General features: G+C 65.9%; 14 protein-coding genes. 9 read left to right on the forward strand and 5 right to left on the reverse strand.

All coding sequences use genetic code 11. The annotated features are described in order from the left end of the window. The first annotated feature begins 268 nt into the window (after nucleotides 1-268). The 5 genes from N5C88_RS02085 (at nucleotide 269) to fes (ending at nucleotide 6,381) form a co-directional block, all read left to right on the forward strand. Complete coding sequence (locus tag N5C88_RS02085) at nucleotides 269-2,443, forward strand: TonB-dependent receptor (protein WP_280014566.1); 2,175 nt, start codon at nucleotides 269-271, stop codon at nucleotides 2,441-2,443. 91 nt (nucleotides 2,444-2,534) lie between these two features. Continuing rightward, the gene (locus tag N5C88_RS02090; RefSeq protein ID WP_280014567.1) at nucleotides 2,535-2,822 is read left to right on the forward strand and encodes a hypothetical protein; all 288 of its coding nucleotides are present in this window, start codon (nucleotides 2,535-2,537) and stop codon (nucleotides 2,820-2,822) included. After that, on the forward strand, nucleotides 2,809-3,099 hold the full coding sequence (locus N5C88_RS02095; protein ID WP_280014568.1) for a hypothetical protein: 291 nt from the start codon (nucleotides 2,809-2,811) through the stop codon (nucleotides 3,097-3,099). The genes N5C88_RS02090 and N5C88_RS02095 overlap by 14 nt, the downstream gene beginning before the upstream one ends. A 15-nt stretch (nucleotides 3,100-3,114) precedes the next feature. Then, nucleotides 3,115-4,743, forward strand: coding sequence for a PepSY-associated TM helix domain-containing protein (locus tag N5C88_RS02100; protein ID WP_280014569.1), 1,629 nt, complete (start codon nucleotides 3,115-3,117; stop codon nucleotides 4,741-4,743). 42 nt (nucleotides 4,744-4,785) lie between these two features. Continuing rightward, nucleotides 4,786-6,381: an enterochelin esterase gene (fes, locus tag N5C88_RS02105; protein ID WP_280014570.1), complete on the forward strand. Its 1,596-nt coding sequence runs from the start codon at nucleotides 4,786-4,788 to the stop codon at nucleotides 6,379-6,381. 27 nt (nucleotides 6,382-6,408) lie between these two features. Here fes and N5C88_RS02110 read toward each other — a convergent pair whose 3' ends face one another. Then, on the reverse strand, nucleotides 6,409-6,738 hold the full coding sequence (locus tag N5C88_RS02110) for a helix-turn-helix domain-containing protein (protein WP_059371427.1): 330 nt from the start codon (nucleotides 6,736-6,738) through the stop codon (nucleotides 6,409-6,411). A 104-nt stretch (nucleotides 6,739-6,842) separates the two neighbouring features. Here N5C88_RS02110 and N5C88_RS02115 point away from each other — a divergent pair, with 104 nt between their 5' ends. After that, complete coding sequence (locus tag N5C88_RS02115) at nucleotides 6,843-7,547, forward strand: glutathione S-transferase family protein (protein WP_059371428.1); 705 nt, start codon at nucleotides 6,843-6,845, stop codon at nucleotides 7,545-7,547. A gap of 47 nt (nucleotides 7,548-7,594) precedes the next feature. Here the strand turns inward: N5C88_RS02115 and N5C88_RS02120 are convergent, their stop codons facing one another. Next, a complete protein-coding gene (locus tag N5C88_RS02120) occupies nucleotides 7,595-9,958 on the reverse strand; it encodes a mechanosensitive ion channel domain-containing protein (protein WP_280014571.1) in 2,364 nt (787 codons plus the stop codon). Between the two features lie 294 nt (nucleotides 9,959-10,252). Here N5C88_RS02120 and N5C88_RS02125 point away from each other — a divergent pair, with 294 nt between their 5' ends. From N5C88_RS02125 to N5C88_RS02135, 3 genes are all read left to right on the forward strand, one after another. Continuing rightward, nucleotides 10,253-11,161, forward strand: coding sequence for a LysR family transcriptional regulator (locus tag N5C88_RS02125; RefSeq protein ID WP_118931325.1), 909 nt, complete (start codon nucleotides 10,253-10,255; stop codon nucleotides 11,159-11,161). Nucleotides 11,162-11,241: 80 nt separating this feature from the next. After that, nucleotides 11,242-11,919, forward strand: coding sequence for a DsbA family protein (locus N5C88_RS02130; protein WP_251879300.1), 678 nt, complete (start codon nucleotides 11,242-11,244; stop codon nucleotides 11,917-11,919). A gap of 85 nt (nucleotides 11,920-12,004) precedes the next feature. Next, nucleotides 12,005-13,018 carry a cyclase family protein gene (locus tag N5C88_RS02135; protein ID WP_059371442.1) on the forward strand — a complete coding sequence of 338 codons (1,014 nt, stop codon included), beginning with the start codon at nucleotides 12,005-12,007 and terminating at the stop codon, nucleotides 13,016-13,018. Between the two features lies 1 nt (nucleotide 13,019). On the opposite strand, the gene N5C88_RS02140 is transcribed toward N5C88_RS02135, so the two are convergent. From N5C88_RS02140 to N5C88_RS02150, 3 genes are all read right to left on the reverse strand, one after another. Then, nucleotides 13,020-13,631 (reverse strand): TetR/AcrR family transcriptional regulator, encoded by a 612-nt coding sequence (locus tag N5C88_RS02140; protein WP_280014572.1) that lies wholly within the window; start codon nucleotides 13,629-13,631, stop codon nucleotides 13,020-13,022. After that, nucleotides 13,628-14,248 (reverse strand): NAD(P)H-dependent oxidoreductase, encoded by a 621-nt coding sequence (locus tag N5C88_RS02145; protein ID WP_118931323.1) that lies wholly within the window; start codon nucleotides 14,246-14,248, stop codon nucleotides 13,628-13,630. The genes N5C88_RS02140 and N5C88_RS02145 overlap by 4 nt, the downstream gene beginning before the upstream one ends. A gap of 128 nt (nucleotides 14,249-14,376) precedes the next feature. Then, a complete protein-coding gene (locus N5C88_RS02150) occupies nucleotides 14,377-15,084 on the reverse strand; it encodes an FCD domain-containing protein (RefSeq protein WP_280014573.1) in 708 nt (235 codons plus the stop codon). Between the last annotated feature and the right edge of the window lie 39 nt (nucleotides 15,085-15,123).

Raw genomic sequence — 15,123 nt, forward strand, 5'->3', positions numbered from 1 at the left:
GTTTACCGGCGCGGATTGTTCTTGGGGACGGCGGGATGGCGTTGTCGCTTCTGCCAACCGCGCCCGGGCTGGCGACTTCCAAACCGAGGCCGCGGAATTTTGCGTTGGTATGTCAATAAAAAAAATATAAGCCTTTGATTCTTATTGAATTGCGTGCCAATTCGCGCGGATTCTGGCTGCGGACTCCTGATTTCTTGGTCAATAGCACTCTCTTAAATATATAATTCATCTGATAAGCATTCGCATTTAGATATCGGAAAGATGAATTGTGGCCAAGAAAACTCAGTTGACTATCTCGCTGTGCGTCCAGTGCTTTAGCCCGGCAGTCGCGCTGTCCTTGATTCTTCCCGCCAGCGCCGCCGCTCAGACCGCGGCGCAAGCCACGACGCTGCAGCCCGTCACCGTGACCGCGGGTTCGGTCTCGGAGGAAGACTTGCCCGCGCCCTATGCCGGCGGGCAGGTGGCGCAGGGCGCGCGCCTGGGCCTGATGGGCAATCAGGACGTGATGGACACGCCATTCAACGTCACCAGCTATACCTCCGAGCTGATCCAGAACCAGCAGGCGCGTACGTTGGCGGACGTGATGGCCAACGATCCTTCCGTGCGGTTCACGACGTCGAGCGGGCATGCCTACGAGAACTTCCGCATCCGCGGTTTCGACGTCAACCAGAACGACGTGGCGATCAATGGCATGTATGGCCTGGCGCCCATGGGGCGCACGCCGCTGGAGTTCGTCGAGCGGGTGGAGGTGCTGAAAGGCCCAAACGCCTTGTTCAGCGGCATGGCGCCCAGCGGCGCGGTGGGCGGCACGATCAACCTGGTGCCCAAGCGGGCGGAAGACACGCCCAATGCCACCTTCGGCGTGAACTGGCAGGCCGACGGCCAGCTGGGCACGACCATCGATGCCGGCCGCCGTTTCGGCTCCGCCAATGAATGGGGCGCGCGCGTCAACGGTTCCTTCAGCGACGGCGCCACCACGCTGGACGGCCAATCCAGAAAGCGCGAGTTCCTGTCCGCCGGCCTGGACTATCGCGGCAGCGCCCTGAGCGCGTCGATAGACGCTTACCACAGCCAGGAGTCGTTTTCGGGCGGCACGCCGGCCATGTTCTGGTTCGGCGGCTCCGTCGTGCCCGACGCGCCCGATCCCCGCATCAACCAGTTCAGCACCGGCTATGGCAGCATCCAGAGCAACGCCGTCATGGCGCGGGCTGAATACCGCTTCAATGACAGCGTATCGGCCTTTGCCGGTGTGGGCAGGCGCGACAGCCATCAATCGGGCCTGATCAACGGCACTCACGCGCGGCAGATAGACGCCAATGGCAATTTCACCGGCTCCATCATCGGCCAGCGCGCCTACACCGATGCCACCTCGGCCGAAGGCGGGCTGCGTACGCGGTTCAACACGGGCAGCGTGCGGCACGAGCTGGTGCTCCAGGCCTCCTTGCTGAAGCTCGAGGACGGGTCGGCCACCGGCACGGCATCGACCTTCAAGTCGAACATCTACGACCCGATCACGCCGGTCATGCCGGCGGTGCCGGGCAGCGCGCCCAAGACGGCGGAGAATACGCTGTCCAGCCTGGCGCTGGTGGATACCATGTCCTTCTTCGACGACAAGCTGCTCCTGACCGGCGGCCTGCGCAACCAGCGCGTGAAGACGACGAACTTCGACAAGAGCGGCAAGACGACGGCTCGCTATGACGAGGACGCCGTGACGCCGGCCGTCGCCATCGTCGTCAAGCCCTGGGGACCGGACGTTTCGCTGTATGCCAACTACGTGCAGGGCCTGAGCAAGGGCGATAGCGTCACGGACACCAGCGCCAGCAACTATGGCCAGGTGTTCGCGCCGTACAAGACCAAGCAGCAGGAGCTGGGCGTCAAGTGGAATGCCGGCACCTTCACCAATACCCTGGCAGTCTTCCAGATCGACAAGCCCATGCTGGTGACGGAGGGCTCCACGGCCAAGCCTACGTACGCGGACGGCGGCGAGAAGCGTGTCCGCGGCGTGGAGTGGAATACCTTCGGCGAGTTGGCGGCGGGCGTGCGCGTGCTGGGCGGCGTCACTTACACGCAAGGCACGCAGGTCAAGACCTCGTATGGCCGCTATGACGGCAATACCGCGGTGGGCGCGCCGCGCTGGCAGGCCAATGCCGGGCTGGAATGGGATACGCCGTGGGTGCCCGGCGTGACGCTGAGCGCGCGCGTGCAGGCGACTTCGAGCCAGTACGCCGATGCGGCCAACAAGCTGCAGATCCCGGGCTGGGGCCAACTGGACCTGGGCGCCCGCTACGCCACGCAGATCAACGGCCGGGACGTCGTGTACCGGCTGAATGTCAACAACGTGTTCGACAAGCACTATTACGCCGGCAGTTTCAGCGACACGACGCCTATCGTGACGCTGGGGCCGGCGCGCACCGTAACCGCCTCCGCCAGCATCAGTTTCTGAATGCGGGATGTTTTGTCGGTCCCTGTTCCGGACAGTCGATGCGGGGCAGGGATAGGCAGGCAGGTCTCGGGCAATTCATTCAGAGGTGACCATGGAAGTCCTGATTCTTTTCAGCCTGGCAAGCCTGTTCCTGGGCAGTTTCTGTATCTATCGCGCCTCGCCCAATCAGCGATGGGGCGCCACGTCCTGGCCGGTCCTGTCCGCCCGCGTCGCGGGCATTCTGCTGCTCGCGCTGGGCGGCTGGGGTTGCCTGCGCGCATTCTCTGCCGTCGCGGCCGTGTTCGTTTTCTGCACGGCCTTGATGCTGTTCTTCAGCCTCATGCCGTATCTGGGCGTGCTGGCGGGCTTGCGCGGAAGCGATAGGCATGAAGCCCGTTAAGCCCGCGCCGATCCGGCGCGACTGGATATCGAAGAGCCTGGCAGGCGCATTGCTCGGTTTCGCGCTGGCCATGGGCGCCAGCGCGGCGCTTGCCGCCTGGATGGCCGGCATTCCATTGGCGACGCGTTCGCAGCTTGCCATGTGGCTGGTGCCGCCGGTCTGGCTCGGCGTCGCGAGCACCGTCTACTTTTTCACCAGCGGCCTGCGCGCGTGGATCTGGCTGGGCGGAGCCTGCGTGCTGCTCTACGGCGGACTGCTAGTCGTCAAGGCGATCTGAAGGGAGTCCGCGATCATGAGAGCCGACTACATACGCATCTACAAATCCGTCCATACCTGGACGGGCATCCTGACCGGAATGGCGCTGTTCATCGCCTTCTACGCCGGCGCGCTGACAGTATTCAAGGAGCCGCTTACCCGTTGGGCAACGCCGCCCGCGGTCGTCGCGCCCGTGCCGCTGGAAGAAGCGCCCGCCCTTATCGCCAGAACCCTGCAAGCGCGGCCGGATGTGGCCAAGGGGTTCAGCATCCATCTGCAGGACGCCGAACACGTGCCGGCCCGCATGACCTGGGAAGTCCGTGACGGGCAGGCCGACGATCACGATGAATCGTCGATCCGCCACCATGTCGCCTATCTGGGCGCGGGCGGCGAGCTGCGGTTGGAGGAGTCCGCGCCGAGCGGGCTGATGTCGTTCATCGACGTGCTCCACCGCGTGGTGGGCCTGCCTGTCGACAGCGATCCCAACCGCTGGTTCATGGGCATCGTCGCATCGCTCTATGCAATCGCCCTGGTGTCGGGAGTGATCGTGCTGCTGCCGTCGCTGGTCAAGGACTTTTTCGCCTTGCGGGTCGGTAAGAACCTGAAGCGCATGTGGCTGGATGCGCATAACGTGGTGGGCATTGTTTCGCTGCCATTTCACATCGTCATGGCGCTTAGCTCGGTCGTGTTCGCGTTCCACGACGGAATCTACGATCTGCAGGACAAGCTCATGTACGAAGGCAAGCTTGAATCCGTTTTCCAGCGGTCGGGCGGCGGCGCGCCCGCTGGAGAGGCCCGGAATCCCGCAGACATGCTGACGCCCGCGGAACTGCTGGCCCAGGCGCGCGATCTCGCGCCGGGTTTCGAGCCTTACACGCTGCAGTATCAACAGGTCACCAGCCCGCGCGCCATCGTACGCGTCTGGGGCAAGGACGACAGTGCGGTGTCGCCGCGGGCGCGAGGCGGCTTCGTGGCGCTCGATCCCTACAGCGGGAAGGTGCTCAACCGCGACTATCTGCCGGGCGGGCAGGACGCGCCCAACCTCTGGATCAGCAGTTTCTTCGCGCTGCATATGGCTTCCTTCGGCGGCGCGGCAGTGCAGTGGCTTTATTTCCTGCTTGGACTTGCGGGCGCATGGCTGTTCTATAGCGGCAACCTGCTGTGGATAGAAACCCGTCGCAAGCGCGCCAACCGGCAGACGGGCGAGATTCCAGTGCAACGCTTGGACACGCGGCTGATGGCGTCGGCGACCGTGGGCGTCTGCCTGGGGTGCGTGTGTGGCATCTCGTTGATGATGGTCGCGTCCAAATGGTTGAGCGGGTACGTAGGCGATCTGAATGCCTGGCTCCGGGCGCTGTACTACGTGGCGTTCTTTGCCAGCCTGGCCTGGGCATTCCTGCGCGGGGGCGCCGCGGCAGGGGTGCATCTGCTATGGGTCGCGGCAGCATTGACGCTGGCGATACCCGCGACCTCGCTCGTAGGTGGGCTGTTTCCCGCCTCCGGGCTTTGGGCGCACACGTCGGCCGCGGCGCTGGCAGTGGATGCGACGGCCCTGGCGGCGGGGCTGGGATTTGCCTGGATGGCGAAGGCCAGCGCGCGCAGGATAGGACGAGGCGACGCTGATAGCGCATGGGCGCCCAGAAGGCTCGCCGCGCGCGAAGGATAGCGGACCGCTGCGAACGGGCCGTGAACAACCGAACGGATGAACATGCGTAACAAGAACAGATTGGAATGGCGGGATTGGATGTCGTCGGCCGCGCTGGCGGTTTCGATGATAGGCATGGCGCCGGGTATGGCCGCGGCGCAGTCCAGGCAGGGCGTCGTCACACCCGAGGCCCATATGGACGAACGAATTTCGCTACGGAAGGGAGAGTTCCTCGCGGGCACTTGGGCCGCGGAATCCGGCGTGACCCTGGATCTGCTGGACAGCGCCGGGCAGCACGTGCGCCGGCTGAGCGACGGCGAGAAACCGGCCGGAGCCCTGATGCTGGTGGCGCCGGAGGACGGCCTCTACACCGTTCGCGCGCAGGGTCAGGGCCTGTTCCGCTGGGCCGTAACGGAACGCCTGCCCCTTGCGGAACAACGTGCGTCCGCGCCGGCGTTCGACAGCCCGCGCCTGGCCGCGCTGGCGGCGACGCTGGCCGCTGGCGGCACGACGGATGCCTTTTGGGATGAGGTGGCTCAGCGAGGCACGCCGCTGGTCGAGGCCGTGGACGCCAGGCATGACCGCGTCACGTTCCTGTGGCGCGGCGCCGAACGCAATGTGCGCCTGTTCGGCGGGCCATCGTCGGACCATGCTCAGTTGGCGCGCCTGGGCAATTCCGATGTCTGGCATGCCAGCTTCGTCGTTCCCCGGTCCACGCGCCTATCCTATCGCCTGGCGCCGGATGTGCCGGAGCTTCCGGGCTCCGGCATGGCGCGGCGCCGCGCGATCCTGGCCACGGCGCAGGCCGATCCGCACAATCCCAAGGCATACCCCGTGCGCGGCGTCGACGCGTACCAGACCTATTCCATGCTGGAACTGGCGGACGCGCCGCCGCAGCCCTGGGTCGAGCCCCGCGCGGACGTGCGGCAGGGAACGGTCGAGACCAAGGAGCTGCGCAGCGATCTCATGCGCAACACGCGCAAGATCCACCTGTACCGTCCTGCTGGCTGGCAGCCTGGCGCGGCGGACAATCACGTGCTGGTGCTGTTCGATGCCGGCGCCTATCTGGGCCGCGTACCCACGCCCACCATCCTGGATAACATGATCGCCGCCGGTGTCATTCCCCCGACAGCGGCGCTGCTTGTCGACAACCCTACGGCAGAGTCCCGCAGCCAGGAGTTGCCGCCCAATCCCGACTTTGCGGACTTTCTCGCGAAAGAGCTGATGCCGTGGGCGCGCAAGCAAGGCATCAGCGCGCCTGCCGCGCGTACGGTCATCGGCGGTTCCAGCTACGGTGGGCTCGCGTCGGCCTATGCGGCGTTGCGCCACCCCGAAGTGTTCGGCAACGTGCTCAGTCAGTCAGGTTCCTATTGGTGGTCGCCGGCCGGCGAGGAGGATCAGTGGCTGACGCGGCAGTTCGTCGCGGTGCGCAAGCTGCCGGTGCGCTTCTTCCTCGGCGCGGGGCTGTTCGAGTCCGGACGCGGCGGCCAGCCGGGCATCCTGGAGACCAACCGCCATCTGCGGGACGTGCTGCGTGCCAAGGGCTATCTGGTGACGCACCGCGAGGTGGCGGGCGGGCACGATTACCTGGTCTGGCGCGGGACCTTGTCGGATGGCTTGCTGGATTTGATCGGCACCGGCAAGCAGGGGGGCGGATAAGCCCGGCTTGAAAGCTGGCAGGCCTGCTCAGGAGGCGTCTTCGGACGCCTCGCCATGCTCGTCCCACCAGTCGCCCAGCGCATCAAGCAGCGGCACGAGAGTTCTGCCGGAAGGCGTGAGCTCGTACTCCACGCGCCGCGGATAGCCAGCGAAATCAGTGCGCAGGACGATCCCGGCCAACTCCAGCTTGCGCAGCTCCAGCGTCAGCATCCGATGCGAGATGGTCGGATTGTCGCGGCGCAGGTCGCTGAAGCGTCTGGTGCCTTCCTTGAGGTAGTAGATGAGGAGCGCCGGCCATCTGCCGCTCAGTATCTGCATGACTTCCTCGATGGGGCAGCGCGAAACCAGGTCTTTCATGGGAGAGTCATGGTGACAAAAATGTGCGTAATTTACTTAGCCTAGCAGATCCGTAGAATTCAATCCGCTGCGCAGCGTGACCCTCATCTACGGAGAAAGAAATCTTGGAACCCATTCTTGTCTATGGCTTTCCGCTGGGAAGTTCCATGGGGCTCGTCGCTGCGCTGGAGTGGCTGGGCAAACCCTATCGCCTGTGCCGTGTGGACATGCTGAACGAAATGCGTCTGCCTTCTTATGCGCGGATCAACGCGCGCCACGAAACGCCGGCATTCGTCAGCGAACAAGGCGCGGTTTTCACGGAAACCATGGCGATTGCGCGCTGGATCGAAAACCGGGATGACGAGCGCAGGATCAGCTTCGATCCGCTGTCGCCGGAATCCGACCGCATGCACCAGTTCATGGCTTTTCTGAACACCGGTTTTACCGCCGCCTTCACCCCGCATTGGGTCGCCCTGGAAATGGATCCGCCTGATCCGGCCTTGCAGAAAACGCTGCGGGATTGGGGCGCGCAACGCGTCATCGAGCGGCACGACAAGCTCGAAGCGATGCTGGGCGACACGCCGTTCCTCGTAGGCGATCGTCCGACGCTGGCGGACGCCGTGCTGGTCGGCGTGGCGCGCTGGCTGGATTTCCATGAGGTCGCTGCAAAGTCCCGCTGGCCCAAACTGGCGGCGCTGCGCCAGCGCCTGGAGCACGATCCGGCGGTGAAGTATGCGATTGCGCTGGAAGATGGCGCACGCCCCGCCTGTTCGGGGCTGTGCCAGGGTCACGTGCCGCTGGAAACCTTGATCGCCACGTACGGGAAGTAGGCGGCACGCGCAAGCGCGCCGCTACTCGCCTTTGCCACGCGCGTCTGCTACGCGCGCGGCGCTTCGCCTTCCTCGCGCGCCTCCAGCTCGTTGCCCAGCACTTCGGCCGAGTCCTCGCCTCGCGGCGCGGGCTCCAGCGGACGCCGGGTGTGGCCGGCGGCGCGGGCGTCCTCGCCTTCGTCGGGACGCTCGGCCTGCACGAAGACATTCGCCGGCGGCGCGTAGCCCCGCTTGTCCTGGCCGAAGTACACCACGGTATGCGGATAAGGCAGTTCGATGCCGGCGGCGTCGAAGTGTTTCTTCAGCAGCCGGTTGTAGCCGCGCTGCACGGCCCACTGCATGCCCGGCGTGGTCTTGATCAGGATCCGGATCGTCACGCCCTTCTCGTTGACCGCGGTAACGCCGGCAACCGTGATGTCTTCCAGGATCTCGGGGCCAAGCACGGTGTCGGTCATCAGCTCGGCGAAGGCCGCGCGCAGATGCACGATCGCGTCGTCCACGCTTTCGCGATGCGCGATGGTGTACTCGCCCAGGTGGTACGAGAAGTCGCGCATGTGGTTGGCGACCACGTCCACCGACGAGAACGGCACCAGATGGTAGCCGCCGTCCAGCGTGCGGATGCCCACCGAGCGTATCGTCATCTTCTCCACCGTGCCGAACACGCCCGCGACCTGCACCACGTCGTTCTCGTTCATGCCGTTCTCAAGCTGGATGAAGATGCCCGTGATGATGTCCTGGACCAGCTTCTGCGCGCCGAAGCCGATGGCCAGGCCGACCACGCCGGCGCCGGCGATCAACGGGCCGACGTCGATGCCGATCTGCGACAGCAGCACCATCAGCGTCATCGTCACGATGACGATCAGCGCCGCGTTGCGGAACAGCGCCAGCAGGGTGCGTTCGCGCGCGCTGGGCATGCCGCGTCCTTCGCTCTGGCTGAGGCGGTGCTCGATGATGCTGGCGATCACGGTCCAGGCCAGCGCCGCGATCAGCAGCACGATGACGATGTTCACCGTCATCCGGATGGCGGCGCCGCCGGCATCCGAGGCCAGCCAGCTCGACAGGTCGAAGGCGCGCCACGCGTCCAGGACCAGCAGCACCAGCACGATGCGGATGATCAGGCCGACCAGTTTCAAGGTGGCGGGCACGTAGGCGTTGACGCGAGCCTCCAGCAGCGGCAGGCGCTTGCGCAGGTCGTCAGGCAGCCTGATGGGCTTGGCCAGCGCGGCGTTCAGCAGCAGGATCAGCAGGCTGCCCACGCCGATGACCAGCAGGGTCTGCGCGGTGGCGCGGGCCATGAAGGGCAGGGCGTTGGTCGGGTCCACCTGGCTGACCACCAGCAGGATGGTGAAGTAGCCTATGCCCAGCACATGCCACACGCGCGCCAGGATGTGCAAGCGCGAACCCATGAACGTCGTCGCGCTGGCGGCGCGCCGGTCGAGGTGCCCGCGTACCGTCTGGCGGTTGCGCCAGATGACGCGCACCGCATACACGTACACGGCCAGCATGATCAGCAGGTTGGCCAGCCGGCCCAGCGCGGGCGACAGCGAGGCCGAGACCACGGGGTCGATCAGCAGCGTGCCGTAGCCGGCCGCGGTGGCGATGCGCAGCAGCCACGCATTCCAGTACCTGGCGTTTTCGTCCGTCATGGGCAAGAGGCGCAGGTGCGGATGCTTGACGGCGAATACCGTGCGGATCAGCACCTTGACGATTTCCACCGAGACGAAGGCGCGCAGAAACACCGCCGCCAGCGCGTCCAGCGCGCCGCGGCCGGGCGTGCCCCACAGCGCCGCCGCGCCGCCTGCCATGGCGGCAAGCAGCACCACTCCCGCATCGATGGCCAGCGCGCCCACGATCGCGCCCGCGCGCCGGGACAGCACTCGCATGGAGGCCGGCGCGCCGCGCCTGGGCGGCGCTTCGGGAGCGTGGCGCTGTTCGGCGACCCAGCGGTCGATGCGTCCGTAGACGTACATGGCGATCATCCGCAGCAGGATGAAGGCGAGGATGGTGGCGGCCGCGGCCAGCGCGAGCGGCTTCAAGGCATGGCCCGCGGCGTCGCTGTCCATGCGCAGGCTGCCGCCCGAAGCCAGCGCGCGCATGTCTTCCACGCCCTGGCCCATGTCGGTCGCCAGGCCGGTCAGGAAGCGCTGGACGTTGTCGGCCATGCGTTCCTGCAAACCGGGTTCGGCGGGCTGTGCGGGCGCGGAGGCCGCGCCCGCGGAACGGGAAGCGGCGGGTTTTGCGCCGGAGGCCTGGGCGCGCAGTTCGTCCACCAGCGCCTTGCGCGCTTCGGGGTTTTCCAGCAAGTCCGCCAGGGCATTCGGCGTGAGCGCCGGCGCGGATGCGGGGGGAGTCTGTGCCAGCAGTGGCGTTGCCGCCTTGGCTTGCCAGGTGAACAACAGGCAACTCAGCATTGCCGCCAGCAGCAGGATTGCCAGCCGGGGCCTTTCCCTGCGGCGCCGCCAAAGGCATACGGCGTGAAGGCGGAAGAATGCTGTCGATGCTGTCGTTGCGGATCTCGCCACTAGAGAATCTCCTGTGTGACCTCGGTAAAAAAGGGCGGCGCGCGATCGCGGTCGCAACGCCGCTGCAGGTTTGATGATAAATGCACCGCGGCGCGGGCCGGGCTGGTCGCACTGGAGTCCCTCGTTTGGAAAATGTCCGATATGCCTGGAAAATCTGGGAATTCGTCTCTATTCGTTACCTTTATGGACACCTTCAACTACATGCGCGCCTTCCGGCGCATCGTGGAACTCGGCAGCCTGGCCAAGGCGGCGGAGGACCTGGATATGTCCTCCGCCGGCCTCAGCAAGCAGCTGCGCGCGTTAGAAGCTCACCTGGGCGCCGTGCTGATCCAGCGGACCACCCGCAAGATGAGCCTGACCGACACGGGCGCGGCCTATTACGCCGAATGCTGCCGGCTGCTGGATGAACTGGACGCGCTGGAAAAATCCGTCAAGCGGGAGTCCCGCCTGGTGTCGGGGCGGCTGCGCGTGAACGCGCCGGTCTCGTTTGCCTTGAGCGTGCTGTCGCCGCTGCTGGCGCGCTTTCTGCGCCAGTATCCGGAACTGCGCCTGGACCTGGCGATGGAAGACCGGTTGGTCGATGCGGTTGGGCAGGGTTTTGACGTGTCGATACGGCTGCGCGCGCAGCTGGACGATTCTTCCTTGATCGCGCGCCGGCTGGCGTCGCTGACGCAGGTGCTGTGCGCGGCGCCGTCCTACCTCGACAGCCGCGGCCGTCCGGAGAGCGTGGACGCGCTGCGCGGGCATGACATCCTCAGCTATACCTTGGCCGAAAGCCCTGGCGCGGTTGCGGACGAGGATGCGGGCCAGCAGGCGGATCCGTTGGCCGGACCCGCGCTGGTGCAGGTCAACAACAGCCTGATGCTGCGGGACCTGCTGGAAGAGGGGCTGGGCATAGGCGCCTTGCCGTCGTTCCTGGCCGCGCCCGCCATCGCCAGCGGCAGGCTGGTGCGCGTTTTGCCCCAACAACCCGCCGCGCCTCGCCATGTCTACGCGGTCTATCCGACCAGCCGCCACCTGCAGCCCAAGGTCAAGGCCTTTGTGGATTTCATGGCGGAGCATCTGCCGGCGGCCATGCGCGGCGATTGTTGACGCGCAGCTAATAAAGTCCTGCCGGCGGACACCTTACTCCCGCGCCGGCCCGTCCTTAAGCTGGCGTCCATTGAAACGAGATGGACGCCATCATGACTTCGACCTCCAATTACGCACCCGCCGCGCCGCTGACCGTGGACTTCTTCCATGACGTGGTTTGCGGCTGGTGCTATGTCATGTCTCCCCGCCTGCGCCAGGTCGCGGCCGAACTGGGCATTGCCGTGCGCCAGCGCAGCTTCGTGCTGCAAGAATCGCCTGAACAGATGTGCCAGGTGTTCGGCTCGATGCCGCGCGCCAAGCAGGTGATCCTGGGCCATTGGGAAGCCTGCGCCCGCCATGAAGACCAGCCGCGCATCGACGTCGAGGGCATGCGCGCCGAATCATTCGATTATCCCAGCGGGATGGCCGGGGCGCTGGCTTGCCAGGCCGCGCATCTGCTGGCCGGCGACGCGGGCCATTGGGACATGTTCGACGCGATCCAGCATGCCCACTTGAGCGAGCACCGCAACGTCGGCGATAGCGCGGTGCTGTTGGATATCGCCGCCGGGCTGGGCCATGACCGGGGCGAATTTGCCGCCTTCATGCGGGGCGGCGAGGTTTTGCAGCGCGTGCAGGCCGATCGCGCCGCCGCCGCGCGGCTGGCCATCGACTCCATTCCCACGTTGATCGCCGGGCCGCACCGGGCCCGCCTGCACACCATGTCCACGGCCGATCTGCGGGACAGGCTGCGGGTGCTGATGCCCGCAGTCGAGGCTTGATCGCCGCGCATCGGGGCGCCGCCCACGTTTTCCTTCTTTCCATTTTTCCGTCCGCAGGACGGAAACCACACGCACAAGGTGCATCATGACTATCCGCTACACCCGCAAACTTCTTGGCCTGGCGCTGGGCGCCGCCTTGAGCTTCAACGTACTCGCGCACGGCGCACCCGCCCGCGCGCCTGCCTCCGGACAGCAAGTGGGCATCAGCCCCTGGGGGCCGGACGATGAGATCGGCCGCCTTAACCTGATCACGCCCGAATCGCGCGCCGCGGTCATGTCGCGCGTGGCCGGCGGCAAGGTCTATGACCTGGCCACGGAATACTACGTGGGCATGCCCAGTTGGCAGGACGCGGGCGATCCGCACTACCAGTTCTGGATGACGCACACGCCGCGCGGCACCGAAGTCGACGACCCCATGGGCGTGGGCAAGGACATGAACGCGATGCGCAGCTACACCGGCACGGCGTTCTCGATGTATAGCCACACCGGTACGCACATCGATGCGCTCAACCATTTCGGCATCCACGGCAAGATCTGGAACGGCTTTCGCGCCGACGAGCATCTGGGGGACCGCGGCTGGAAGCGCACGGGCATCGAGAAGTTCCCGCCGCTGGTGGCGCGCGGCGTATTGATCGACGTGGCCGCGCTCAAGGGCGTGGAGATGCTGCCCGACCAGTACCGCATTACCCGACAGGACCTGAAAGCCGCGCTGGCGCGCCAGAAGACCGAGCTGCGCGAGGGCGACATTGTCCTGATCCGCACCGGCCGCATGAAGCTGTACAACGATCCGGCGGCCTACATGGCCAAGCCGCCGGGCATGGGCCTGGACGCTGCGCGTTATCTGGTCGAGGAGGGCGGCGCCATGATTCTGGGGGCGGACAACCTCAGTTTCGAGACCTTCCCGTCGGAGGTGTCCGACGACTATGTGCCGCTGCATACCTATCTGCTGGCGCAGAAGGGCGTGCCCATCATCGAGCTGGCGGCACTGGACGAGCTGTCGCGCGACCAGGTCTATGAATTCGCCTTCATCGGCGGGCCGCTGAAGATCCGCGGCGGCGATGCGGCGCCGCTGCGTCCGGTGGCGATGCCGCTGCGCTGAATTATTTGCTGCGCTTGACCATCGCCACGATGGTATCCGTCAACTCGTCGCGCGCCTGATCCACGCTGATGTCCTGGGCCACAGCCGCGTGCGCCAGGCCGTCAGCCGCGCCCAGCATCGCCCACATGCCGGCCAGCGAAACTCCCGCGGGTCCGGCATAAGGCGCAAGTATGGCTTGGCATTTCTTGATGAAGGCCTGTTGGTATTGATGCTTTACCGCAGTCAGTTCCGGGGAGCCGCCCAGCGCGGCCAGCACGCCGGGTATTTCGCGTCCCTGCGTCATGACGCATTCGATGTAGCCTGCGGCGATGACCCGGGCCTTTTCCTTCAAGGCCGGCTTGCTGGCGGCGATCGCCGCGTCGATGAGCGCGGTCTGGCGGACGTCGAAGTCCTGATACAGCGCCACCAGCAAACCGTTGCGCGTGCCGAAGTGGTCGTAGGCCACGGGCTTGGTGATGCCCGCTTCCGCGGCCAGCCGCCCCAGGGTCAGGGCGTCCGTGCCTTCGTCGCTGATCAGTTTCCAGGCGACGTCCAGCAGTTGGCGCTGGCGCTCGTCGCGCGACAGGCGGCGCTGGGGGGCGGCTTTGGCGGGGCTTGGTGTTTTTGCGGTCATGATTCGACTTCCTCCTCGCGGATTACAGCACGCGAGGAGAAGATCTTCTGGCCTAGGGTCCGGGCGGCGTCGAGATGCGCGGCGGGAAAGCCCGCGTCCGACGGCAGCAGCAATTCAGACGTGACCACGTTGGCGCCGCAGTAGCCGAAGATGCCGTGGTCGATCTGCGTCTTCATGGCGCCGAAGTAGCCGTGCCGCGCGTAGGTGCGCTGGTTGGCGCCGCCCAGCGCGACCAGGTGCACGTCGAGGCGTTGCAGCTTCTTGACCAGCTTGCCGTCCGTGTCTTCGTAGGCCCAGCCTTGGGTGAACACCCGGTCGATCCAGCCCTTGAGCAGGCCCGGGAAGGACCACCAGTACACGGGGTAGACCAGCACCAGCGCATCCGCGCGTTCGAGCCGTGCATGTTCCGCGGCGACTTCCGGCAGGGCGTCCCCCTTGCCCATGGCCAACGCCACGTCCGGCTGGGTGAACCGCGGGTCAAAGCCTTCCGCGGCCAGGTCGGCGACTTCGAATGTGAGTCCGGCATCGGCAGCGGAAATGCCTGCCGCGACCTGTCGCGCCACCGCGTGGGTCAGCGACGCGGGATCGGGATGTGCAACAACGATTAGCGCATGCATGGCATCTACGCTCCATCAAAATAATTAACCTACCGATAGTAACTTACTTTTGGTAGGTTGAGATTTTGACGTGAGTAGCGGCGCTGCTCCCTGGGAGGCCGACGGCCCGGCGCAGGGCGGGGCGTTTGCTAGTGGCTGGGAATTTGCGCCAGCACCAGCTGGGTGGTCTGGCGCAGGTGTTGGGCCAGCAGCTCGGCGGCGGTGTCGGCGTCGCGGGCCAGCGCGGCGTCCAGCAGTTTGCGGTGTTCGTCGGCGACGTTGCGTTCCTTGCCCTTCTTTGGGGAGGCGGCGTTCTTGGCGCCGGCATTCAGCTGTACCGACAGGTAGCGGTAGCGCGCCGTCTGGTCGCGCAGCAGTTCGGCGATGGCGATGAGCGACTTCGAATCGCTGCCGCTGATCAGCGCCGAATGGAAAGCGGAATGCGCTTGTTCCCATTCAGCCGACAAGCCGGAGCCGTCCGCCGCGTGCAGGGGCAGGCGGCTCAGGCGGTAGTGCGCGCCGGCCAGCCGCTCTTCCCAGTCCAGGCTGCCGCGCGCGATGGCGCGGCGCAGCGCTTCGCATTCGATGTGGATGCGGGTTTCGGTGATGTCCAGCAATTCTTCCGCCGAGACGTCCGCCACGCGGAAACCGCGCTGGTCTTCCGCGATCACGAATCCGCTGGTCGCCAGGCGCGACAGCGCCTCTCGCAGCGGAATCGCCCCGCTGTCGTAGCGTTCGCAGAGATCCTTGATGCGCAGACGTGCTCCCGGGGGCAGGCTGCCCGTGATGATGTCTGCGCGGATGTCATTGGCCAGGGCCGATGCCGCGGTCCGGAATGGGGTGGAAACGGAAGTCATGCGAAACGATAAAGTTTTTATCTATGAAGCTCAAGTTAT

Origin of the sequence: Achromobacter sp. GD03932 (assembly GCF_029839485.1) — a bacterium.
Taxonomy (GTDB): Bacteria; Pseudomonadota; Gammaproteobacteria; order Burkholderiales; family Burkholderiaceae_B; genus Achromobacter; species Achromobacter bronchisepticus_A.

Excerpts from the sequence above, each read along its gene's own strand:
- N5C88_RS02100 (WP_280014569.1), top strand. The coding sequence starts at position 3,115 with ATGAGAGCCGACTACATACGCATCTACAAATCCGTCCATACCTGGACG.
- N5C88_RS02120 (WP_280014571.1), bottom strand. The coding sequence starts at position 9,958 with ATGCTGAGTTGCCTGTTGTTCACCTGGCAAGCCAAGGCGGCAACGCCA.
- N5C88_RS02125 (WP_118931325.1), top strand. The coding sequence starts at position 10,253 with ATGGACACCTTCAACTACATGCGCGCCTTCCGGCGCATCGTGGAACTC.
- N5C88_RS02135 (WP_059371442.1), top strand. The coding sequence starts at position 12,005 with ATGACTATCCGCTACACCCGCAAACTTCTTGGCCTGGCGCTGGGCGCC.
- N5C88_RS02130 (WP_251879300.1), top strand. The coding sequence starts at position 11,242 with ATGGACGCCATCATGACTTCGACCTCCAATTACGCACCCGCCGCGCCG.
- N5C88_RS02090 (WP_280014567.1), top strand. The coding sequence starts at position 2,535 with ATGGAAGTCCTGATTCTTTTCAGCCTGGCAAGCCTGTTCCTGGGCAGT.
- N5C88_RS02095 (WP_280014568.1), top strand. The coding sequence starts at position 2,809 with ATGAAGCCCGTTAAGCCCGCGCCGATCCGGCGCGACTGGATATCGAAG.
- N5C88_RS02110 (WP_059371427.1), bottom strand. The coding sequence starts at position 6,738 with ATGAAAGACCTGGTTTCGCGCTGCCCCATCGAGGAAGTCATGCAGATA.
- N5C88_RS02145 (WP_118931323.1), bottom strand. The coding sequence starts at position 14,248 with ATGCATGCGCTAATCGTTGTTGCACATCCCGATCCCGCGTCGCTGACC.
- N5C88_RS02140 (WP_280014572.1), bottom strand. The coding sequence starts at position 13,631 with ATGACCGCAAAAACACCAAGCCCCGCCAAAGCCGCCCCCCAGCGCCGC.
- fes (WP_280014570.1), top strand. The coding sequence starts at position 4,786 with ATGCGTAACAAGAACAGATTGGAATGGCGGGATTGGATGTCGTCGGCC.
- N5C88_RS02150 (WP_280014573.1), bottom strand. The coding sequence starts at position 15,084 with ATGACTTCCGTTTCCACCCCATTCCGGACCGCGGCATCGGCCCTGGCC.